Here is a 21,438-nt window from a genome sequence, read left to right as displayed (position 1 = left end):
ATCAGTTTTTTCCTATGACGGGTGCTTTGCGCCAGTCGGCGCGGGCTTGCAACAAAGCACGTTCGATGAAACCTTCTTTATGCAATTTCTCCAATTGCTTGTTGAAAGCGGACAGATGAATGGCGCAGGGGCTTTGTGCAACAAAACCAAACAGGTTTTGTGAGTCTATCAAAAATGGTTGAAGAGGTACGAGCTTGTCATCGATATTCGCCGAGGCCATATAAGCCTGACCGACATGGTAACCTGTGATCACATAATCAAAGCGGTTTGCCAGCAACATGGTAAAGGCGGTTTCCAGATTGTCTGTCTCGCTGATCTGCAGGCGGTTATCCATGTATTCATCAAATGCAGAGCCAAAGCGGTTGCCGCGCGCGATGCCACCACGCAAACCTGCCAGGTCTTCCCATTTTGCATAGGGCATGGGGCGGTCTTTTTTTACAAAGGCAGCCACAGGATTATTCAGCACCAGTTCACTGAACAATAAAAAACTGCGGCGCTCCGGGGTATTTTTGAGGGTGGCAATGATGTCGATGTTGCCATTCTGGGCGGCATTCAATACCCGCTTCCACGGCCCCAGATAACGCAATTCATAGGGCAGCCCCAGGTCAGTCAGAATGCGGGTGACGATGGCAATACTGGCACCCTGAAACTGTTTGCCATCATGCCAGTGCAAGGGAGGATAGGCAGGGTCTGCTGAGACGATCACACGTTCACAAGCCGCCCGCGCCTGTGCTGGCTGCATGAGCAGGTTGCAGGACATTATCATCAGCAAGGCAAGCAAACGGTGCATAAATCCCTTTTGCAAAATACTACTTATCTTTTGGGACGCAAACTATGCTAACTATTCTTGCGCCTCAGGCAATATTAACATTTTTGCCTGACCATGAGCTCAAAATGCACCAAATCAGCGCATTATTCCCTGGGTTTGCTCAATAAGGCTTTTAAACCAGCCAGCCTTTCCTTGGGTGTCATGACTTCGCTTTCTGCGGGCACGGCATCACCTTCATCAAGTTTCATTTCCTTGATAAAACGGGATGGATCGCAATGCACCTGCACACCCGCACGTTTGCGTTTTTTGCACCAGGTGATGTGCAGGCTGCGCTGCGCGCGGGTAATGCCTACATACATCAGGCGGCGCTCTTCTTCTATACGCGCGGCATAAGTCTCTGGCGGTGCATCAGGGTCGCCCTTGTGCGGCAAGATACCCTCTTCTACGCCAACCAGAAATACATGCGGATATTCCAATCCCTTGGATGCATGCAGGGTGGACATGCGCACGGCATCTGGCTCTTCGTCCTTGCCTTCCATCATGGTCATCAGGGCGACCATCTGGGTCAGGTCGAGCAGGCTGCGGTGATCGTCATTGCCGTCCTTGCCGCCACTACCCTTGGTTTTCAGCCACTGGGTAAAGTCGAGTACGTTCTGCCATTTGCTTTGTGCAGCACGGTCTTCAAAGCTGTCGTAGAGGTAGCCTTCGTAATTGATTTCTTTCATCAGGTCATCCAGCAATTCGCTGGCATGACTTTCCCTGTGGGCATGGGCCTCGACCTGGTTGATGAAGGTGCAGAAATTCCGTAAAGGCCGTAACTGCTTGTCGGGCAACTTTGCTTCTATGCCACCTTTGAAGACGGCGGCAAACAGCGAACATTGCCATTGTCCGGCAAATTCGCCCAACACCTCCAGCGTGGCCAGGCCGACACCGCGTTTGGGGGTGGTGATGGCGCGGATAAAAGCCGGGTCATCATCTTCATTGGCGATCAGACGCAGATAGGCAATGATGTCCTTGATCTCGGCACGGTCAAAGAAACTCTGGCCACCAGATATCGTGTAAGGAATACGTTCACGCCGCAAGGCCTGCTCGATGACACGTGCCTGGTGATTGCCTCGGTACAGGATCGCGTAATCAGAATATTTGGCCTGGCGCTCAAAGCGATGCGCAGAAATCATGATGGCGACTTGCTCGGCCTCCTGTTCATCATCCTGCATGCCCAGTACCTTGACCGGATCACCAAGGCCATGCTCAGACCACAGCGATTTTTCAAACAGCTTGGGATTATTGCCGATGACGGAATTGGCCGCCTGCAAGATGCGGGTGCTGGAGCGGTAATTTTGTTCCAGCTTGATGATTTCCAGATTCGGAAAATCAACCTGCAGGGTCGTCAGGTTTTCTATGGTGGCACCACGCCAGGCATAGATAGCCTGGTCATCATCACCAACGGCAGTGAACATTGGTTTTTTGCCGACACCTGTAACCAGCAATTTCACCAGTTCATACTGGCAGGTATTGGTGTCCTGATATTCATCGACAAGCAGGTAACGCAGGCGGCGCTGCCATTTGTCGCGTACCTGTTCATTGCTGCGGAACAGCTCTACCGGCAGGCGTATCAAATCATCAAAATCCACTGCCTGATAGGCTGACAGGGTAGCGATATAGCTGCGATATACCCTGGCGGCAATCGCCTCGTCTTCGTCCTGCGCCTGCTTCAACGCAAGCTCAGGATCGACCAGGCCATTCTTCCACAGGGACATGGCAGTCTGTATGCGCCGTATCAATTGCTTGTCGGTGGTGATTGCCAGATCCTGCACCAGTGAAAAACAGTCATCACTGTCCATGATGGAAAAACGGTCTTTCAGGCCCAGGGCTTGCGCTTCTTGCCGGAGTATCTTCACCCCCAGCGAGTGGAAGGTCGAAACCGTCAACTGCCTGGCCTGACGCGGCTCGGCCAGCAGTTTGGCGATACGTTCCTGCATTTCCAGCGCGGCCTTGTTGGTAAAGGTCAGGGCGGCGATATGTTTTGGATCATAGCCATGCAGTTCTATCAAGTTGACGATTTTCTGGGTAATCACCCGCGTCTTGCCCGAGCCAGCCCCGGCCAGCACCAGGCAAGGGCCATCCATATACTTGACTGCATTACTTTGGGGGGTGTTCAGGCCATGCGACATAGGGGAAGACAAAAAGAGAGGCGGGTTGATCTGCAAAAACTTGCAGGCGCTATTGTAGCCTGCAATAGCCAGGGCACCTTTAAGATCGGACACTTACTTGAGGGCTTATTTGCATGATTAATCACACGACTACTTACGCCATATGTGAACATCCGCACAGATCAAGCAGCAAGCCAACAAGCACAATCACATACTGACAATAGGAAAATTGTTGCCAAAAAGATAGAAATAAAGGCTAGACAATTGATTAAGCTAAGACTATTCTTTTACTCAGGGGGATGGCTTTTATGAAAGACCAGAAATCTGCTCGTATCCTTTTGGTTGACGACGAAGCAAGAAATATACGCTTGCTGGAAGTACTCCTGCGTGCTGAAGGTTATTCTACACTGAGTGCGGGCAATGGCGCTGACGCGCTCAAAATTGCTGCCTTCTCCCAGCCTGACCTTATCCTGCTCGATATCATGATGCCGGGTATGGATGGTTATGCCACCGTAGCCGAACTCAAGGCCAATCCCCTGACCCAGCCTGTACCCGTCATCATGCTGACTGCACTGGATGACCGCGCCTCCAAACTGCGCGCCCTGCAGGCAGGCGCCGAAGAATTCCTGACCAAACCTATAGACAGTGCCGATCTCAGCGTACGGGTACGCAATCTCCTGCGTCTCAAGGAATACGGTGATTTTTTGAATGACCATAATCGTATTCTGAAAAGCCAGGTGGTACAGCGCACCGCCCAACTGGAAGACGCTTACCGCGATACCGTATTCACGCTGGTGCGTGCGGCTGAGCACAAGGATGAAGAAACCGGCCATCATGTACGCCGCATCAGTTACTACTGCCGCGCGCTGTCAGAAGCCATGGATTTACCCGGCGAATTTCATGATGCAATTTTCCAGGCCAGCCCCATGCATGACATAGGCAAGATAGGCATACCTGATCATGTGCTGTTAAAACCCGGCAGTTTCAATCACGACGAGTGGAATATCATGCGCACCCATTGCGCACTGGGTGCCAGCATACTGTCCAGCGGCACTTCACCGTATACCGAGATGGGTGCAGAGATCGCCCTGAACCATCATGAGCGCTGGGATGGCAGCGGTTATCCAAACGGGCTCAAGGGTGAAGCCATCCCCATTGCAGCCAGGGTCATGCAGATTTGCGATGTGTATGATGCCTTGCGCAGCCGCCGCCCCTACAAACCGGCACTGGATCATGAGCACACCATGAACATCATTATCAAAGGCGATGGCCGTACCGAGCCTGAGCATTTTGATCCGGCAGTACTGTCCTGTTTTGTCGCAGAAGCCCACCGCTTTGCCGCTATTTACGAACTGCATGCCGATGCCTGAAACCCAACTTCCCGCTATCCTGCTGATTGATGACGATGCCGGTTTGCTGCAAGCATTATTACGATTGCTCAGTTCTTTGCAACACCCTCTGCTCAGCGCTGACAATGCGCGGGAGGCGCAAGCCATCATGGCAGAGCACCATGTAGGCGTACTGATCTGTGAACCGCGCGACAGGGCTGCTGCTGATTTTTTAATCAATACCAAAGAAAAACATCCGGATATCGTGCGTTTGATCTTGACTGCCTATCCCGATCTGGACAGTGTGCTGAGAGTCGTCAACCAGGCCCATCCGTTCATGGTGGTGACCAAACCCTGGCTGGATGAAGAATTGCAGGCAACGGTGAGTCTGGCATTGAAACAATATGCAGTGAACCGTGAACGTGAACGACTGTTGAAAGAATACAACGGTATTCTGAATAATGCAGGCACTGCACACGCTTTCCGTACCTTGGATGCGCTCATGTATTCCATCCACAAGGACATGACGGCAGATGCGATTGATAATCTGCCTATGGGAGCCTGTCTGATGGTCGATGGTGTTGTCAGCAAATATAATAGTACTGCCATCCGCATGCTCAGGGAGCTTGATCAGACACAGATCAATATAGGTGCGCAAATTGAAGAGTTGCCAGCAGTCTTGCAAAACGCCTATGCAGCTGAACGTAAACGTCGCGTACAAACCCGTCTGGACGGGCAACACAGGCTGGATTATTTTGTACTGGACCTGAGCGTGGGTACCCTGATTGCATTTGCTCCTGAACCCAGGTTGGGCAGGCCACCAGATCATTAGCATAATGTTCAAGAAGTTTTACATGAAGTTCTAGTCCAACTATGTCCACCATGGAAAATGCATCATGAAAAAAATCAGTACCGAATTCAGACTGCTCGCAGGGCTTATGTTCGGGCTGGTCTTACTTTTATCCGCTGGCTGGCAAATGTACCGCTCACTGCAAGACTATCGTGAAAATTCCTTATGGGTGACTCACACCTACCAGGTGCTTGATCAGTTAAATGACGTCAGGTCAGGCGTGCTGGAACTGGAAAGCATACAACGCCTGTATTTCATCACTGGCGATGATGTGTTTACCGGACAGCGCGACAGCAAATCCAGGCAGGTACGTGAGGCAGCAAAAAGCATCGCCGAGCTGACCACGGATAATCCACGTCAGCAACTGCTGTATAAAAACCTCGTGCAAAAACTCGAAGAAAGACTGAACGCACTGGACAATACCTTGCAGGTTTATCAGGTAGATGGCTATGCAGCAGTGCGCAGGCAACTGATCAGTGGTACCCCGCGCATCATCATGGAAGCCCTGCTGGCGCAAATCAACAGCATGGAAGAAGAAGAACGCGTACTGCTGCAACAACGCAAAACCAAGGTCGATAGCAATTTTTTGCAGGCGCGCAACATCGGCATATTGGTACTCGTCATTACCCTTGCTGGTGGTGCCCTGCTGTGGTGGCAATTCAAGCGTGATGTCAACCAGCGCATACTGGCAGAAGAAGCCGTACGTGACAGTGAATCCCTGCTGAAGCAGGTGCTCGACATTTTGCCGGTCGGTGTCCTGATCTCTGACCGTGACGGCATGCTGACGACCATCAACCCCGGTGCCAGGATCATCTGGGGCGGCAGCCGTTTCGTCAGTGCAGATCAGTATGGTGAATATGCAGGCTGGTGGCCAGACAGCGGCAAGCGTATCGAGTCTGATGAATGGGCCATGGCACGCACCCTGCGAACAGGTGAAACCATACTCAATGAGCTGGCTGACATACGCTGCTTTGATGGTAAGCGCAAAACCATTTCGAACAGCACTGCCCCCTTGCGTGATGTGGCAGGCAAGCTGATCGGTGGTTTGTCGGTGAATGTGGATGTGACCGAGTTCATTTATACCGAGCGCAAACTGCGCACTGCTGCACATTATGATGACACGCTGGTCAAGGCGCAAAACATGTTTGCTGCCAGCTTTGAGCGGCATAAAATCTTTGATGGATTATTGAACCTGCTGGCCGAAAGACATGGTTACCTGATGTCGGCACTGTATAGTTTCGACGAATGGTATGCACGCTTTCGCTGTGAGGCCAGCTATGGTCTGGCCAGCGATATCCCGCGTGAATTTGAGCTGGGCGAGGGCATGCTGGGCCAGGTTGCCCTGACCGGTAAAACCAATTCGCTTGATGCCAGCCGCCTGAGCCTGCAAACCGGGCTGGGAAATTTCAGCCCCAGGCATGTGTTGATGGTACCGGTGTTATACCAGGATCACCGTCTGGCAGTCATGGTGCTGGCAACCACCAACGATATCATTGCCGGTGAACAGTTATTTCTGGAAAGGCTGGCCAGCCAGCTCGGTGTCGCCTTGCATAATCTGCGGCAATATAATGACCTCAAACTGCTGGCAGAACAATTACGCAGCAGTAGCGAAGAAATCGCCGCCAAGAATCAGCAACTGGAACAGGCCAGTCGCATGAAATCTGAATTCCTGGCGAATATGTCGCATGAATTGCGCACCCCGTTGAATGCGATCGTCGGTTTTTCTGAAATACTCAAGGATGGCTTGTTGGGCAGCTTGTCCACCCAGCAAAAAGATGCCTCGGCAGATATCTTCAATAGCGGCAAACACTTGCTGGCGCTGATCAATGACATCCTTGACTTGTCGAAGATAGAAGCCGGCAAGATGCAGATCAATCTGGAACCTACGGACATTGGTTCACTGGTGCAATCCAGCTTGCAGGTGGTAAGGGAGCAGGCCAGCCTGCAGAATCTGCAGGTCACTTCCAAAATCCAGGAAAACCTGCACGATATCTGGCTCGATGAAGTCAAGGTCAAGCAAATCATTTACAACCTCTTGTCAAATGCCGTCAAATTTACTCCTGAGGGTGGCCGTGTACATATCTCGGTACGCCGGATTGATGGCTATCTGGTAGCGGGCGGGCGCTTTGAGCATTATCTGGAAATCATGGTCAGCGACAGCGGCATAGGCATACCAGAAGAGTCACAAGTGCTGTTGTTCAAACCTTTCACCCAGATAGACAATAGCCTGTCGCGCAAACATCAGGGCACCGGCCTGGGCCTGGTCATGGTAAAACGCATGGCCGAGCTGCATGAAGGCACTGTCACCCTGACCAGCATTGCTGACAAGGGCTCGACCTTCACCGTCTTGCTGCCATGGCGTACCGCCAACCTGCCACTCAAAGCCAGAGCGCAAACTGCTACGGGTACCAATGCCAATGTCGATGCTGATGACAGTAACACTGTCATCAATACCACCAGTAAAGTCGCCAGCAACAGCTTGATTCATACACAGGGCGAGTTGCTCGCACTGGTCATAGAAGACGACGACCAGGCCGCCGAAGTCTTGCGTGTGCAACTGGAAAGCGAAGGCTTCCGCATCGTCCGCGCTACCACCGCAGAAGCAGCGCTGGCCATGGCAGAACAGGAACATCCCGACCTGATTACCCTGGACATTTTATTGCCGGGCATGGATGGCTGGGAGTTTCTTGAAAATTTCAAACAGCATCCCTTATTTTCCTCAACCCCGGTAGTCATCATCTCCATCGTGGCCGACCGTGGCCGTGGCCTGTCATTGGGCGCAGCCCATGTCATGCAAAAACCCATCGCCCGGGAAAACCTGACTGCAGCCCTGAGTGCCATGGGCTTTGGCAAAGACTCTGCGGCTGCACAAAAAACTGCTCTGGTCGTAGATGATGATCCCAAAGCCGTGCGGCTGGTAACCACACAACTTGATATCTTTGGCTATAAAACCCTGGCCGCCCTGGGTGGGCAGGAAGGCATAGACATGGCACATCAGCATAAGCCTGACCTGATCGTGCTGGATTTGATGATGCCTGAAATTAATGGTTTTGATGTGGTGGAAGCCCTGAAAAGTGATACAGTCACAGCAAGTATCCCGATTATTATCCTGACCGCCAAGCAGGTAACTGCCGACGACAGGATACGCCTGAATGGTGATGTCAAAAAAGTCATGGAAAAATCTGATTTCAATCACGGCCGTTTCATCGGTGAAGTAAGGCGGGCCATGGCGGGCAGGGGCAAGTAAGATGGCGCGTGTACTGATCATTGAAGACAACCCGGTCAATATGAAGCTGGCGGCATTCCTGTTGCAGAATGCCGGTTATGAAGTATTGCAGGCCGTCGATGCCGAGGCAGGCTTGCAAGTTGCCAGAATAGAATTGCCTGACCTGATCCTGATGGACATGCAATTGCCCGGCATAGACGGGATGACCGCTACCAAGCAGCTAAAAGCTGCCGCTGGCACTGCTCACATCAAGATCGTTGCGCTCACCGCCTTTGCCATGAGTGGTGATGAAGAGCGCTTCCGCGCTGCCGGCTGTGATGCCTATATGGCAAAACCTATACGCTACCAGGCATTTTTAACTCTGGTTGATTCCATACTCAAGACCTGAATCCACATTCATGGACCAGGGAAGCAAGAGCAGGCAAGGGCAAGCTGGAGTAAACTAGCGGCATCAGAAAAAAGGTGCTCCATGAAATTTGAACATTTAGTCGAAATCAATGACCTCGGCAATCCTGCGGTAGAGGTGATCACTCGCGAACAATTATGGCGTGGCCTGGTCTTGCGGGCAGAAATGCCAAGGTTGTTTGTCTCTTATCTTGATGACGCCAGCATCATGGACCGCAATGAAGCCAGCATGACGCGTACCCTGAAATATGGCGCGCTGGAAATCACTGACCACGTCAGCCTCGTCCATCTTGAACACGTGCATTATGATGTCGCGGCGCAGAAAGACATCCCGCAGTCTTCATTGCGCATGAGCATAGAAGAACCACAACCAGATGCGCTGTTTGTCCGTTTCGCCTATGACAGCGGCAACGCTGAAGCAGAAGATGCTGAAGCGAAAATGTATAACGAATACCGCAAATCGGCGTATCAGGAAGCCGATGTCGAGACCGTGCGCATCATCCGCGAACTGGCAGAAAGCGGGCGGCTGGATGCTCTGCCGTCCTGACCGCATATGATGGATTGCTGATCCACCTGCATTTCAGGGATAATGCGGCTCAGTAATCCCGTCATCACTTATCTTTACACCAAGGCCCCCATGACCAAGCGCACTACTCCTGCAACCAAGAAGCCAGTCCTGGCCGCTCTGGACTTACCTGCCCCGGTACAAACCGCACGTTTGAAACGCAAGCAATTTGCCAGCACGGGTGACGTGCATATCCAGGGTGATGCCGTGATTGCCACCCAGTTCATCGTTGGCGGTGATTGCCTCATCGATGGCGATTTAGAAGCAGAAGAAGTGTTTTGCCTCGGCAAGCTGACGGTGACCGGTGATATCCGCGTGCAATCCCTGTATGTGGGCCATGCGCTGGATGCCGGCGGCAATATCGATGTTGAATACCTCATCAAGACCGGTTGCAGTGCCGACTGGATGGCGCGCATGCTGGAACTGGATCAGCGCAAACCGGCAGCAGATGGCAGCAGCTATATGGATATCCTGGTACATCCAGCCATACTGAAACGCTATGATCATCATGATGTCTTCGGTGGTTTTGGCGATATCCAGGCGCTTGGTTATGTCGCTTGTGCCGACCTCGATTGCCATGGCAATGTACAACTGGATGATGTGCTGGAAGTTGGTGAAATCCAGTTCGTTGGCGGCCATTTGTCGGCAGCTGCCATCCACGTTGCTGGCGATTGTAATTGCCAGGGCGAATTGTTCAGTGAAACTGATATCCAGGTTGAGGGTGCGCTGTTTGCCGCGAATCTGATCAGCCAGGGCAACCTCGATGTTGCCAGCATTCACAGCCAGGGCGATATCAGTACCTGGGGTTATCTGCGTGCGACTGGCGAAGTCAGCAGCCTGCGCGGTGAAATTCATAGTGGCCGCTGGATTGCCACCAAGGGTAGCATCTATGCCGCCAAATACATCAAGAGTGGCGAATCCCTGGTTGCTGAAAAAGGCATCAGTTGCGGTGCCGATTATGGCATCCTGGCTGCCACCAGCCTGCCGCGCTCACGCTGGGCCACGCATGGTTTCGTCTCCGCTGCCAGCAAACCGCGCCTGCTGTTGTCCGGCCAGTTTGTCGAAGGCAAAAAACTCAAACATATCGATGCGCTGGAAAAAAAGCGTGAAACCGAACTCGATTGGGAAGTACCACGCCGCCTGAAGCGTGAAATGCAGCCAGTCTGATCTCCACATCAACTGCCCCGGCATTCTCACCGGGGCAGGCAGGGCTCATCTGCGGCCCGCAGCCCTTCTGCATGAGACCTGACAAGGCCTGAGCAGCAATCAGGGCTTGTCTTGTCCTCACGCTTGCAACTATACTTGCGCCCCTCGTTCAATCTGGCAGCACAGCTTTAATATTCATGTGATGTGATGTGAAAAGCATGCTGGCATGCTTGCATGGGGTTTCTTCTTATTCAAATCACTATTATTTATGAAAAAAATTCTGCTCGCCTGTGCAGTCAGCCTGCCTATGATCGCTTGCGCCCAAGCTGACCAAAAACCATTGCGCCTCGCCCTGAGTATGGGCCTGAGTGCTGGCGGCGATACGATCACGACCGTCAGCTACACCGATGGCACACGTTCCAACGTCTCGGCTGGTACTGGCCTGATTTTGTCTGCCGGTGCAGACTACCGCTTCAACCAGTATTTCTCCGGTCAGGCCAATATCGGCTACCACGCCCGCTTCACGCCTGAAGCAAGTAATGGCGATGCAACTTTCTCCCGCATCCCTGTCGAATTACTCGGCTACTATCATATCAATGAGCAATGGCGCGTAGGCGCAGGTGCGCGTTTTAACAGAAACGTCAAACTCAGCGGCAGTGGCGCTGGTTCACAGTACAACCGTAGCTTTAATAATTCCAACGGTGCGATACTTGAAGCAGAGTATCTGTTCAACCCGCAATGGTCAGTCAAAGTCCGCGCCGTCAAAGAAGAGTTTGAAACGACTTATGGCAAACAGAAATTCAGCGGCAACCACTTTGGCCTGATTGGCAGTTTTTACTACTGATTTTGCTGATTTTGCTAATCCTGTACAGAAGCCGAATGGCTTCTGTATTTGTAGCAAGTTCTAGCCCAGGTCTTTCACCACCAGCATGCGCCGTAACAGGTAAATACCTATGCTGGTGGATACCAGGGCCGCAATACAAAGCGCTGTCGATGGATGCCAAGAGCCGCTGATACCTCGCGTCGCTGCCCATCTGTACGCATACAGGGCGACGCCATTCGACCCTGCATGCAAAGCGATGCCCGGCCACAAGGAGCGCGTTTTATCATACAGCCAGGCACAAACCAGGCCTAACACCGAAGCGCACAGGAATTGATAGATATTCATGTGGGCCATGCCAAACAACAACGCTGACATCAGAAAAGCCAGCTTGCGCGAATATTGTTGCAAAAAACTGCGCAAGACCAGGCCGCGGAACAACATCTCTTCCAGCACAGGCGCAACCAGGCAGGCAATGATGATGGAATGCACACCATTGCTCATCATCTCATCGAATATTCTTTGCTGGCCAGCAGGCACAGGTTGCCACTCTTCCAGCGCGCCGCCGATGAAACTCAATGATAATTCCAGCCCCGGTATCAGCAGCATGACCGGCACCATGATCAGGCACAGACGAGCAGGCGTAAGCGCTGCGGCGGAATGGAATAGCTCTCTATAGCTCATGCCCTTGTATTGCAACACCGCTGTAAATAGCACGCCATTCGCCAATACCATGATGACGCCATCGACTTCATCCATGCTCACACCAGTGATGAACCTGCTGTCGTGTACCAGCATATTCAACAATACCTCAGCCCCGAGCAAGAAAATGATCAGGAAGAAGGCTTCCAGGGCAGTCGGGAAATTCTCATGTTTTTGATTCATTGCTATGGCGTATAAGTCTGCTCAGGGCCGCGCCTAGAGGCTGGACAAGTCCAGGTCTTGTGAGAATTCACCATCGACTTCCTTGATGATGGCTTGTCCGGCGATGGTTTGCTGACCATTAAAACTCAGCGTAGGCCCGCCATACAGGGTCCAGCCCTGATTCAGGGCGGCGCTGACGCGCAGGCAAAAAGTCTTGTCGTCCGGGCCAGTCAGGTAACGGTAGAGTTTCATGATGAGTGCACTCCAAACTGCAGGATCCTAGGGGAGGGCATATTATATTCGATGATGGGAGCCTCGCAGGGCCTGCACAAAAAAGCGGCAACACCTATTTGCCGTGTATTAATTTTTTTCAATACGGCAATATTAATCTTCAGGTTACAATTACTCACAATTAGCTTTCTGCAAGCCTCCTCAACCAAACTGTTTTACTTCACTGAAATTTGTTGAATTTGTGCAAACATTACAAAAATTTTTACAGCGATGGCAACAGCGAGGAGTGTATACCCGTTTATTCCTGCCCCTATTTTTCCTGATCATCGCCGTCAGCGCCCTGCGCTACTACCTGATGATCAACAGCGAAGTCGCCGATGCAAAACAAAGAATCTCTACAGAATTAAGGCATAGCTCTCACTACCTGATACCTACCCTCAGCAACTTGTCAATACAAAGCGATAGCGAAGCCATACGCCAGCTACTGATACAGGAAGTAGAAGCCAGCCCGGTACTCTGGCGCATCACCTGGCAATACAAGCTGGGACAGATACAGGGCCAGGACCAGCCTGCAACAACAGCCAGTTCCCCTGCCTGGTTCAACCGCCTGCTGTCCCTGCATGCAGAACGCACATCCAGGCAGGTCCAGCTGACAAATGGCGACATCGGCACACTGAGCCTGGAAACCAGCATCGCCAGCGAAAATACCCATATCTGGCAAAAAGTCATGAGTCAGGCCAAGATCTCGCTGCTGATTATTTTTACTATTTATTTTTTGCTGGGCCTGATCCTGCGCTCGAATGTCAAAACCCTGCGCAGGCTGGCAGATGCTACGGACAAATTCAAGAAAGGCCAGCATTCGATACGCATGTCAGTCACTGGCACGGCAGAAGCGCGTGCGCTGGCGACCACCTTCAACGGCATGGCGAATGAAGTGCAGACCCTGCTTATGACCTTACAACGCAGCCAGCGCGCCAATAGCGAGCAATTGCATTTCACCTGGCAATTGCTGCACGCCCTGCCTATTCCTATCTTCTTTCAAGACCAGCACGGCGTCTGCCAGCGCATCAACCGCGCCTGGGAGGAATTGTTTGCCCTGAATGCTGCCGATGTCGTTGGCCGCCCCATGCCAGTGCTGGCAATCGGCAATGACGCCACGCCGTCCCTGCAAAATGAACATGGCAAGCTGGTCAGGGAAATCCAGATACAGGCTGCTGGTCAGATACTGGATGTCATTTATTATCAGGCCAGTTTCACCAATGTCGATGGCGAAGCCACAGGCAGCATAGGTGCCCTGATCGACATCAGTGAACGCAACCAGGCACAGGCCACGTTGGCGGCAGCAAATGAAAGAGTGGAAACCACCCTGGCATCTATCGGTGATGCCGTCATCAGTACAGATGTCGATGGACGCATACTGATGCTCAACAAGGTTGCGCAGCAAATTTGCGGGTGGAACCGCAAGGAAGCACAGGCGCATGAACTGGCCGATGTGTTTGCTTTAAGCGATGTACAGCAGCGCGACAAACTCAGAGAATTTTTGCAGCAGATTTGCCAGAGCAGCGAAATTCTGCAAGCGAATAACCAAATCCTGACGGCACGTGGCGGTCAGCAGTTTGAAGTCGATTACACGGCAGCGCCGATCAGGCAAAGAGATGGCACGGTCACAGGCTGTGTGCTGGTGTTCCGCGATGTCAGTGAAAAACGCCAGTTGATGCAACAACTGAGCTGGCAGGCTGGGCACGATATCCTGACCGGACTGGAAAACCGTGCGGCGCTGGCAGAACGCTTTAGCACTGCAATCCAGACTGCGCATAATAATGAAACCTGGCTGGCAGTTTGCCTGCTCGACCTTGATCACTTCCAGTCCATCAACGAAAGCCATGGCCAGGAATTTGCCAACAAACTATTGCAGCAAGTCGCACGCCGCCTTGAAGACACTGCGGGCAGTGAGCACCATGTGGCACGCCTGGGTGGTGACGAATTTGTCGTGCTGCTGCAAAACCAGCGTGACATCGCCGGTGTGGAATTAAACCTCGCATTGTTGCTGGCAGAACTGGCACAAGCCTATGAGATAGAACAGCAAAGTATCAGCCTGTCAGCCAGCATAGGTGTGGCAATTTATCCACGTGACGATGTGAATGCCGATACCCTGCTGCGCTGTGCCGACCAGGCCATGTACCAGGCCAAGCTGAATGGCCGCAATCAATTTCATTTATTCGACGCCGAGCAAGACCAGCAATTGCGCACCCATCACAACCAGCGCGCCCGCGTGCGCCAGGCCCTGCAACAGGGTGAGATGCGTTTATATTTCCAGCCCAAGGTCAATATGCGCCAGGGTCGCATCGTCGGTATGGAAGCGCTGTTGCGCTGGCAACATCCTGAGCAGGGTATCGTTGGCCCGCTGAATTTTTTGCCGCTCATAGAACACACAGACCTGATCATTGATGTTGGTGACTTTGTCTTGCAACAGGCCATGGAGCAATTGCGGATATGGACGCATCTGCATGTGGATTGGGTTATCAGCGTGAATATCGCTGCCCGCCATTTCCAGTGCAAGGATTTTGTCGAGCGCCTGCGTGCAGTGCTGGCAGCCTACCCTGATGTCGCCCCTGAACGTTTGGGAATAGAGATACTCGAATCTGCTGCCATCAAGGATATACAGCATGTGCGCGAAGTCATGCTGGCCTGTCAGCAAATCGGCGTCAGCTTTGCACTCGACGATTTTGGTACCGGTTATTCTTCACTGTCTTACCTGAAACGCCTGCCCGCCGATACCCTGAAAATCGACCAGAGCTTTGTCCGTGATATGCTGGAAGACAAGGACGATCTGGCCGTCATCAGCGCCGTCATCGGCCTGGCACGCGCCTTTAACCGTGGCGTGATTGCAGAAGGTGTGGAAAGTGCCGAACACGGTGTCGCCCTGATGCGCCTGGGTTGCGAACTGGCACAAGGTTACGGCGTCGCTCGCCCCATGCCAGCAGGCCAGGTGGAGGCCTGGGCCAACAGCTATGTCGCCCCGCTGATCTGGGGGCATGGCAAAGGCCTGGAGTGGGAGGGTGCCTGAGTGAATAAATAATAAATTGGAGACACTATGCAAACAATCAGCGGTCAATGCAGTTGCGGAAAAATTGCCTATCACTACCCGGCCCCCGCATTACAAATCGTGGCCTGCCATTGCGGCTTGTGCCGCCGTATGACGGGCGCAGCATTATCATCTTATGTCGTGGTAAAGGAAGCTGAGCTGGTATTCACCCAGGGTCAGGAACTGCTGAAAAGCTATACCGTCACATCGCGTACCCAACGCCATTTTTGTACTGACTGCGGCACGCCACTGTACAACTCGAATCAGGAAACTTATGCAGGCTTGAGTATGCTGTATCTGGGCACAGTCAATCAGCATGAAAGTCTGGCGCCGCGCATGGATATTTATTGTGAGAATAAACTGTCCTGGCTGAGTACAGCGGATAGTAGCCGGCATTTTGAGCAGACACCGCGCAAACCCTGAAAGATAAAAAAAGCGTGCCCCATTTCAGGGGCACGCTTTTCACATGAATCAAACCACTTATTTCGCCGGATACTTGATCGTCATTTCTTTCAACAGATTATCGGCATGATCAACTTCTTTCATGACCCATAACATATAGCGTATATCGACATGGATGGCACGAGTGATGGCGGTGTCGAAGTACCAGTCCTTGGTAATCGATTCATAGGTCGAATCAAAATTCAAACCTACCAGTTCACCGTTTTTATTCAAGACGGCAGAACCGGAATTGCCGCCTGTTGTATCAGCACTGGACAGGAAATTGACAGGCACGGTTTGCAGGACATTGTCCTTGAACACGCCGTAGCGTTTTTCCTTCACGGCAGTCAATAAATTTTCCTGCATGTTGAAAGGCGCTTTGCCAGTGTGCTTTTCTACTATGCCTTCGACTGTTGTGAACGGGCCCTTGATGACGCCATCACGCGGTGAGTAAGGTGCTACCGTGCCATATGTCACGCGCAGGGTGGAATTGGCATCAGGATAAACTGGCTTGCCCTGGGATTTTTTCCATTCTATGACGGCTTGCATGTATTGCGGAATCACCCGTTCCAGATTGCCATCGAGCTCTTTGCGGCGGTCTTCGAGTGACATGGCAATGTCGTGCAGCTTCACGGCCTGGCGTACGAAAGCATCGTCGGATTGTTCAAAAGCCTTGCGGTCCTTGCCCATCCAGGCCAGGCGTTTGGAGGTTTCACCCAGGCCGCTTTGCTGATACAGGCTGGCGACACTTTCTGGTGTCGGCAACAATACATCAAGACCTTTTGGATGGGATGCTACTGGCAATTTACTGTATCTTTGCAGCGCTGCAGTGAACCTGGCCTGATCAACATTTTGCAGATAGGATTGTTCCAGGCGGCTGAGTTTGCCAGCGATGATATTCATGTCACGCTGCTGGTAACCGGGCTGGCGCTCTGCGTCCGGTTTTGTGCTTTCCACCGCAAGGCGGTACAGAGTGCGTGCACTCTTCAGCATTTCACTGGTACTGGCAACGTTCCAGGCAAATTCTTCGTCCGACATGGTCATGTCGGCGGCGATGACGGCATCAAGCTCTTTCAGCAAATCCTTGTTGCTGCCATGTTGGGCATACCAGCGGCGGAATTCTGCATCCTGGCCATCCTTGATGGCAGCGATGTCCTTGCGGGCAAATCCTTCCAGCAAACCCTCAGTTTTTTTCAAACCATTATTGATACCTTTGACGACGCTGGCGTAGCGCACTTCTGCTCCTGCATTGCCAGAGGTTGCAGCAGCAATCACGGCCAGATCTGCCTTGGACTCTGCCACTTTAGCTGGGTAGCTGACATCACGGGCAAAGCGTATTTCTGCCGGCAGTTTATAGCGGCTGGTGCGGCCGGGGTAACCCGCCAGCAAGATGGGGTCACCATTCTTCAAACCCTGGGCAGATACGACGAGAAAGTCTTTTGACTGATACGGCACGTTCTCGACAGACAGATCAGCGGGGCGGCCATTTTTACCCACATACGCACGCAGGAAAGCATAGTCGCCAGTATGGCGCGGCCATTCAAAATTATCGATCTCGCCACCAAAATTGCCTATCTTGTCTGACGGTGCATACACCAGACGCACGTCACGTATCATGATCTGGCGTATGCGGTAATACTCAAGACCACGATGGAAACTCGGTACCGAGCAACGGTAAGCCTTGTCTTGCTCACATTCAGCAATCAGCGCCTTGATACGGTTTTCCACATGCTCAGCCCTGGCTCGGCCAGACATGGCGGCAGTCAAGCCCTTGTTGATCTGCTCAGTAACATTCTCAACTTTTTCAGTGATGTACATGCGCGCATCGGGGCCTGCGGGCAATTCATCTGCCAGCGTCTTGGCCAGGAAACCATTCGCAATATAATTTTTTTCTGCGGTTGAATTTCTTTGCACGGCGCCATATGCGCAATGGTGATTGGTTACCACCAGGCCTGTATTCGATACAAAAGAAGCCGAGCAACCGCCTAGCGACACCATCGCTGACATCGGGTGTTTTTGCAAATCCGCCAGTTTTTCTGCAGGCACATTGATGCCTATGCGCTTCAGTTCAGATTTCAGTTGTGGCAACTGGTAGGGTTGCCACTGACCTTCGTCAGCATAAGCAGAGGAAACAACACCAGCCAGGGCCAGCGGAAGAGCAAGGGTTTTAAACAAAATACACTCCAAATTAAATTCTTAGGTCATGCGCATGATTTGATCATTGCTTCATAGCGAATTGATCATCGTGACTTGATTAATTGCCATGAAATACACGCAATTAGGCACAAATACAGACATATCTTAGCTGAAATAGTTCCTGCATTTCTCCGGGGAAAGATAGCAAACTTTAAATTATTCCATTTATTGGAATAATGAATTCAAGATTTAGGTTATTCCTATATTTCTGTGAAACGCACAAACTGTAGTCCATGCACTTGCATATCAATACCCTGACTTCAACATCAACTTCAACCTCTATTGAATGGAAATATCATGAGCCGCATCAATCTCGTTACCAAAGAAACTGCCAATGCTGAACAACTGGCCCTGCTGGAAGCGATACAAACAAAACTGGGCATGGTGCCGAATTTTTTGAAAGCCTTTGCCAATTCCCCTGCTGCCTTGCGCGCCTTTTTGGGCTTGCATGGTATCGCCAGTGAAGGCAGCCTGGACCCGCAAACCCGCGAGCGTATTGCCCTGGCGGTAGCACAAAAAAATTCCTGCGAATACTGCGTCTCTGCCCATACCGCCATAGGTCGTGGCACTGGCCTGGACAATGAAGAGATGGCAGCAAATCGTGCAGGCAGCAGCCAGGACGCGAAAGCCGCCGTTGCCGTGAAATTTGCCCGCTCACTGGTCGAACATGCAGGTGAAGTAAGCGCGACAGAAATTCTGGAAATGCGCGACCACGGTTACAGCGATGCCGACATTGTCGAAGTCATCACCCATGTGGGCATGAATATCCTGACGAATATCCTGGGCAAGGCCACACGCGTGGAAATCGACTTTCCTAAAGTCAGCCTGTAAATCCGCAAGAAGTCCTATCCCGTCACAGCGAGGAAATCATCATGTCACGCGCATTTGCCGATATCAGTTTTACCCCCAGTGTCAAAGCCGCACAAAGCATGTATGGCAGCCGCGAAGCCAATCGTGGTTTTGAACTGGTGGAAGAAAAACGCGATTCCCTGCTAGCGCAGGACATGGAATTTATCGTCGCCCGTGACAGCTTTTACCAGGCGACGATTTCAGAAAACGGCTGGCCCTATGTGCAGCACCGTGGTGGCCCAGCCGGTTTTCTTAAAATCCTCGATAACAAGACCATCGCGTATGCAGATTTTTCTGGAAATGCGCAATACCTGAGCGTAGGCAATCTGTTTGCCAGCGACAGGGTATCCTTGATACTCATGGACTATGCCCGCCGCCGCCGCATGAAGATATGGGGCCATGCCAAAATTGTCCATGAAGAGGATGATGTGCGCCTGATCGCCAGGCTGGAAATGCCTGGCTACCGCGCCCGTGTCGAGCGTGCCGTTGTCATTACGGTAGAAGCCGTGGAGTGGAATTGCCCGCAACATATCACCCCCAGGTTTAGCGAAAAGGAAGTGCAAGGCATGCTGGCGAAGCTGCTGGCTGAGAAACGCCAACTGGAAGAACAGATAACACAAAAGACCGCACCTGCAAAACCCACCATCCTTGGCAATGGCCCACTGGAGTTGGTCATCACAGGCGTACGCCAACTCAGCCCGCGCATCCGCGCCTATGAATTGCGTGACCCTGCAGGCAAGGATTTGCCTGCGGTGAGTGCGGGTGCACATTTGCGGGTACCCGTCTTGCTGGCAGACGGGCAGGCGGCTACACGACAGTACTCCATCAGTTCTGCTGGTGGACCAGCTGACTGTTACGAAATTGCCGTGCTGGCCGAACCAGAAGGCCGTGGTGGTTCCATGGCAGTCCACGATCTTTATGCGTTGGGCATGCATTTGCATTGTGATTTGCCACGTAATGACTTTGCATTGCACGCGCATGCAGCACCCGCCGTGCTGATCGCTGGGGGCATAGGTATCACCGCCATCAAACCCATGGCTGCACAATTGTCAGCGCAGGGGCGGCCATACACTTTGCACTATGCAGGCCGCACGCTCAATGCAATGGCCTATCGTGCAGAGTTGCAAATCCAATTGGGTGCCTCGTTGCATCTGTATGCGGCAGATCAGCAGCAGCGCATGGATATACACAACATCATGGAAAAAGCAGGCCAGGACAGCCTGTTTTATATCTGCGGCCCAGCCAGCATGATCGCTACTGCGCTGAGTGCAGCTACAGCTTTGGGCATAGATCCGCAAAGAGTGCGCTATGAAAGATTTGCGGTACAAAAATCAAGCCAGGACGAAGAGATACGCGTGGAGCTGGCACGCAGTAAAAAAGTCATCCATGTGCGCGCTGACCAGACTATTCTGCAAGCCGTGCGCGCCCATGGTGTAGCTGCACAGGCGGAATGCGAAACCGGCAATTGCGGCACTTGCGCCGTGAAACTGCTGGGTGGACAAGCACTGCACAGGGATGCGGTGTTGACAGAAGCAGAGCAAAAAGACCGCATCTGCATCTGTGTCTCGCGGGCACAAGCTGGTGAACTGGTGCTTGATCTGTAAAGCTATTATTGCAAAGGCAGGAAGATGTCCGTCACCATCATGTGTTCAGGCACGTCAGGGAAGAAGCTGATGCGCTGGAAGAGCAGAGGAAAGTCGCGCAAATTGCGCTCGCTTTGTGGCAGCCAGCTGTTATACAAAAAGCGCACGACATTTCCCAATTCAGCATCACTGCCGGTGTGCCTTATTACCGCACATTCACCAGCGGGGATAGTCTTGTTGACGATACCATGTTCATTCTCTGCTACTGGCGCAGTAACTGCCGCTGCCAGGTCAAAGCGAAAATCGGCAGCGGGTGTTTGCTCAGGGTCGTCATAGATAAGATTAAAAGTCGCGCTAACGCTGGGCGGCAGTTTGTTGAGCTTGCGCCAGGCAATGAAGCGCTGGATGCTGTTGGGCAGCAAGCCGGGCGCGCCGCGATGTTCCAGCACGGCGATACGGGTTTCAGGGAAGGTGATGATGCGTACATCGCTGTGTTGATAAGTCATGGGCATATGCTGTTCTCTCAATTGGATCAAGGTTGAATTGCTGTCTTGCCAGTTGTCCCACTGAGGCTGTTTCCTGAATTGCGCCGGGCTCAGTCCCAGGCTTTTTTTAAAAGCACGGGAAAAAGCTTCACTGCTTTCATAGCCATTATCCAGCGCGATATGGATCACCTGTTTATGGCTACGAAATGCCAGTTCATACATGGCTTTTTTAAGTCTCAGTAGCTGCACATAGCGAAATGCCGCCAGACCAAAATATTCAGAAAACTGCCGGTGAAAATGAAATTTTGAGAAAGCCGCAACTGCACTTAAACGCTCCACCGACAAGTCTTCATTCAGATGGGTATCGATGTACTGCAACACACGCAGCATGCGCTGTTGATAATTGGATTCACTCAATGATTTCTCCCTGACAGACTGCAGA

General features: G+C 52.1%; 17 protein-coding genes. 11 read left to right on the top strand and 6 right to left on the bottom strand.

Features of this window, described 5'->3' with window-relative positions:
• Position 1: 1 nt before the first annotated feature.
• Both ACO0LI_RS02295 and ACO0LI_RS02290 read right to left on the bottom strand, forming a co-directional pair.
• Positions 2-790, bottom strand: a complete 789-nt coding sequence (locus tag ACO0LI_RS02295; RefSeq protein WP_422952578.1) for a substrate-binding periplasmic protein — start codon at positions 788-790, stop codon at positions 2-4.
• A gap of 122 nt (positions 791-912) precedes the next feature.
• Positions 913-2,943 (bottom strand): UvrD-helicase domain-containing protein, encoded by a 2,031-nt coding sequence (locus tag ACO0LI_RS02290; protein ID WP_423031052.1) that lies wholly within the window; start codon positions 2,941-2,943, stop codon positions 913-915.
• A 287-nt stretch (positions 2,944-3,230) separates the two neighbouring features.
• Here ACO0LI_RS02290 and ACO0LI_RS02285 point away from each other — a divergent pair, with 287 nt between their 5' ends.
• The 7 genes from ACO0LI_RS02285 to ACO0LI_RS02255 all read left to right on the top strand — a co-directional run bounded on the left by ACO0LI_RS02285 (position 3,231) and on the right by ACO0LI_RS02255 (position 11,286).
• Complete coding sequence (locus ACO0LI_RS02285; protein WP_423030538.1) at positions 3,231-4,292, top strand: response regulator; 1,062 nt, start codon at positions 3,231-3,233, stop codon at positions 4,290-4,292.
• Entirely contained in the window at positions 4,285-5,082 is a 798-nt protein-coding gene (locus tag ACO0LI_RS02280; RefSeq protein WP_422952580.1) for a hypothetical protein, read from the top strand. Before ACO0LI_RS02285 ends, ACO0LI_RS02280 begins: the two co-directional genes overlap by 8 nt.
• A 64-nt stretch (positions 5,083-5,146) precedes the next feature.
• Positions 5,147-8,347 (top strand): response regulator, encoded by a 3,201-nt coding sequence (locus ACO0LI_RS02275; RefSeq protein ID WP_423030536.1) that lies wholly within the window; start codon positions 5,147-5,149, stop codon positions 8,345-8,347.
• A gap of 1 nt (position 8,348) precedes the next feature.
• On the top strand, positions 8,349-8,714 hold the full coding sequence (locus ACO0LI_RS02270; RefSeq protein ID WP_422952582.1) for a response regulator: 366 nt from the start codon (positions 8,349-8,351) through the stop codon (positions 8,712-8,714).
• A gap of 81 nt (positions 8,715-8,795) precedes the next feature.
• A complete protein-coding gene (locus ACO0LI_RS02265) occupies positions 8,796-9,278 on the top strand; it encodes an SRPBCC family protein (protein ID WP_423030534.1) in 483 nt (160 codons plus the stop codon).
• Positions 9,279-9,320: 42 nt separating this feature from the next.
• Positions 9,321-10,463, top strand: a complete 1,143-nt coding sequence (locus ACO0LI_RS02260; protein ID WP_423030532.1) for a hypothetical protein — start codon at positions 9,321-9,323, stop codon at positions 10,461-10,463.
• 247 nt (positions 10,464-10,710) lie between these two features.
• Positions 10,711-11,286, top strand: a complete 576-nt coding sequence (locus ACO0LI_RS02255) for an outer membrane beta-barrel protein (RefSeq protein WP_423024306.1) — start codon at positions 10,711-10,713, stop codon at positions 11,284-11,286.
• A 60-nt stretch (positions 11,287-11,346) separates the two neighbouring features.
• Here ACO0LI_RS02255 and ACO0LI_RS02250 read toward each other — a convergent pair whose 3' ends face one another.
• Complete coding sequence (locus tag ACO0LI_RS02250) at positions 11,347-12,147, bottom strand: lysostaphin resistance A-like protein (protein ID WP_422952586.1); 801 nt, start codon at positions 12,145-12,147, stop codon at positions 11,347-11,349.
• A gap of 33 nt (positions 12,148-12,180) precedes the next feature.
• Positions 12,181-12,378 carry a DUF1737 domain-containing protein gene (locus ACO0LI_RS02245; RefSeq protein WP_423030530.1) on the bottom strand — a complete coding sequence of 66 codons (198 nt, stop codon included), beginning with the start codon at positions 12,376-12,378 and terminating at the stop codon, positions 12,181-12,183.
• 265 nt (positions 12,379-12,643) lie between these two features.
• On the opposite strand from ACO0LI_RS02245, the gene ACO0LI_RS02240 reads away from it, so the two are divergent.
• Together ACO0LI_RS02240 and ACO0LI_RS02235 are read left to right on the top strand one after the other, a co-directional pair.
• Entirely contained in the window at positions 12,644-15,424 is a 2,781-nt protein-coding gene (locus ACO0LI_RS02240; protein WP_423030528.1) for a bifunctional diguanylate cyclase/phosphodiesterase, read from the top strand.
• A 27-nt stretch (positions 15,425-15,451) separates the two neighbouring features.
• Positions 15,452-15,865, top strand: coding sequence for a GFA family protein (locus ACO0LI_RS02235; protein WP_422952589.1), 414 nt, complete (start codon positions 15,452-15,454; stop codon positions 15,863-15,865).
• Positions 15,866-15,922: 57 nt separating this feature from the next.
• Here the strand turns inward: ACO0LI_RS02235 and ACO0LI_RS02230 are convergent, their stop codons facing one another.
• A complete protein-coding gene (locus ACO0LI_RS02230) occupies positions 15,923-18,058 on the bottom strand; it encodes a S46 family peptidase (RefSeq protein ID WP_423030526.1) in 2,136 nt (711 codons plus the stop codon).
• Between the two features lie 318 nt (positions 18,059-18,376).
• Between ACO0LI_RS02230 and ACO0LI_RS02225 the strand changes: the two genes are divergently transcribed.
• Both ACO0LI_RS02225 and ACO0LI_RS02220 read left to right on the top strand, forming a co-directional pair.
• Positions 18,377-18,910, top strand: a complete 534-nt coding sequence (locus ACO0LI_RS02225) for a carboxymuconolactone decarboxylase family protein (RefSeq protein WP_423030524.1) — start codon at positions 18,377-18,379, stop codon at positions 18,908-18,910.
• 41 nt (positions 18,911-18,951) lie between these two features.
• Positions 18,952-20,532, top strand: a complete 1,581-nt coding sequence (locus ACO0LI_RS02220) for a 2Fe-2S iron-sulfur cluster-binding protein (RefSeq protein WP_423030522.1) — start codon at positions 18,952-18,954, stop codon at positions 20,530-20,532.
• 5 nt (positions 20,533-20,537) lie between these two features.
• Here ACO0LI_RS02220 and ACO0LI_RS02215 read toward each other — a convergent pair whose 3' ends face one another.
• Positions 20,538-21,413: an AraC family transcriptional regulator gene (locus tag ACO0LI_RS02215; protein WP_423030520.1), complete on the bottom strand. Its 876-nt coding sequence runs from the start codon at positions 21,411-21,413 to the stop codon at positions 20,538-20,540.
• Between the last annotated feature and the right edge of the window lie 25 nt (positions 21,414-21,438).

This window comes from Undibacterium sp. Tian12W (assembly GCF_049339405.1).
Classification (GTDB): Bacteria; Pseudomonadota; Gammaproteobacteria; order Burkholderiales; family Burkholderiaceae_D; genus Undibacterium.
The sequence above is the reverse complement of the archived record's forward strand: the minus strand, read 5'-3'. Positions and strand labels throughout refer to the sequence as shown.

Coding starts and splice junctions, on each gene's coding strand:
- ACO0LI_RS02295 (WP_422952578.1), bottom strand. CDS start 790: ATGCACCGTTTGCTTGCCTTGCTGATGATAATGTCCTGCAACCTGCTC.
- ACO0LI_RS02290 (WP_423031052.1), bottom strand. CDS start 2,943: ATGTCGCATGGCCTGAACACCCCCCAAAGTAATGCAGTCAAGTATATG.
- ACO0LI_RS02285 (WP_423030538.1), top strand. CDS start 3,231: ATGAAAGACCAGAAATCTGCTCGTATCCTTTTGGTTGACGACGAAGCA.
- ACO0LI_RS02280 (WP_422952580.1), top strand. CDS start 4,285: ATGCCTGAAACCCAACTTCCCGCTATCCTGCTGATTGATGACGATGCC.
- ACO0LI_RS02275 (WP_423030536.1), top strand. CDS start 5,147: ATGAAAAAAATCAGTACCGAATTCAGACTGCTCGCAGGGCTTATGTTC.
- ACO0LI_RS02270 (WP_422952582.1), top strand. CDS start 8,349: ATGGCGCGTGTACTGATCATTGAAGACAACCCGGTCAATATGAAGCTG.
- ACO0LI_RS02265 (WP_423030534.1), top strand. CDS start 8,796: ATGAAATTTGAACATTTAGTCGAAATCAATGACCTCGGCAATCCTGCG.
- ACO0LI_RS02260 (WP_423030532.1), top strand. CDS start 9,321: ATGCGGCTCAGTAATCCCGTCATCACTTATCTTTACACCAAGGCCCCC.
- ACO0LI_RS02255 (WP_423024306.1), top strand. CDS start 10,711: ATGAAAAAAATTCTGCTCGCCTGTGCAGTCAGCCTGCCTATGATCGCT.
- ACO0LI_RS02250 (WP_422952586.1), bottom strand. CDS start 12,147: ATGAATCAAAAACATGAGAATTTCCCGACTGCCCTGGAAGCCTTCTTC.
- ACO0LI_RS02245 (WP_423030530.1), bottom strand. CDS start 12,378: ATGAAACTCTACCGTTACCTGACTGGCCCGGACGACAAGACTTTTTGC.
- ACO0LI_RS02235 (WP_422952589.1), top strand. CDS start 15,452: ATGCAAACAATCAGCGGTCAATGCAGTTGCGGAAAAATTGCCTATCAC.
- ACO0LI_RS02225 (WP_423030524.1), top strand. CDS start 18,377: ATGAGCCGCATCAATCTCGTTACCAAAGAAACTGCCAATGCTGAACAA.
- ACO0LI_RS02220 (WP_423030522.1), top strand. CDS start 18,952: ATGTCACGCGCATTTGCCGATATCAGTTTTACCCCCAGTGTCAAAGCC.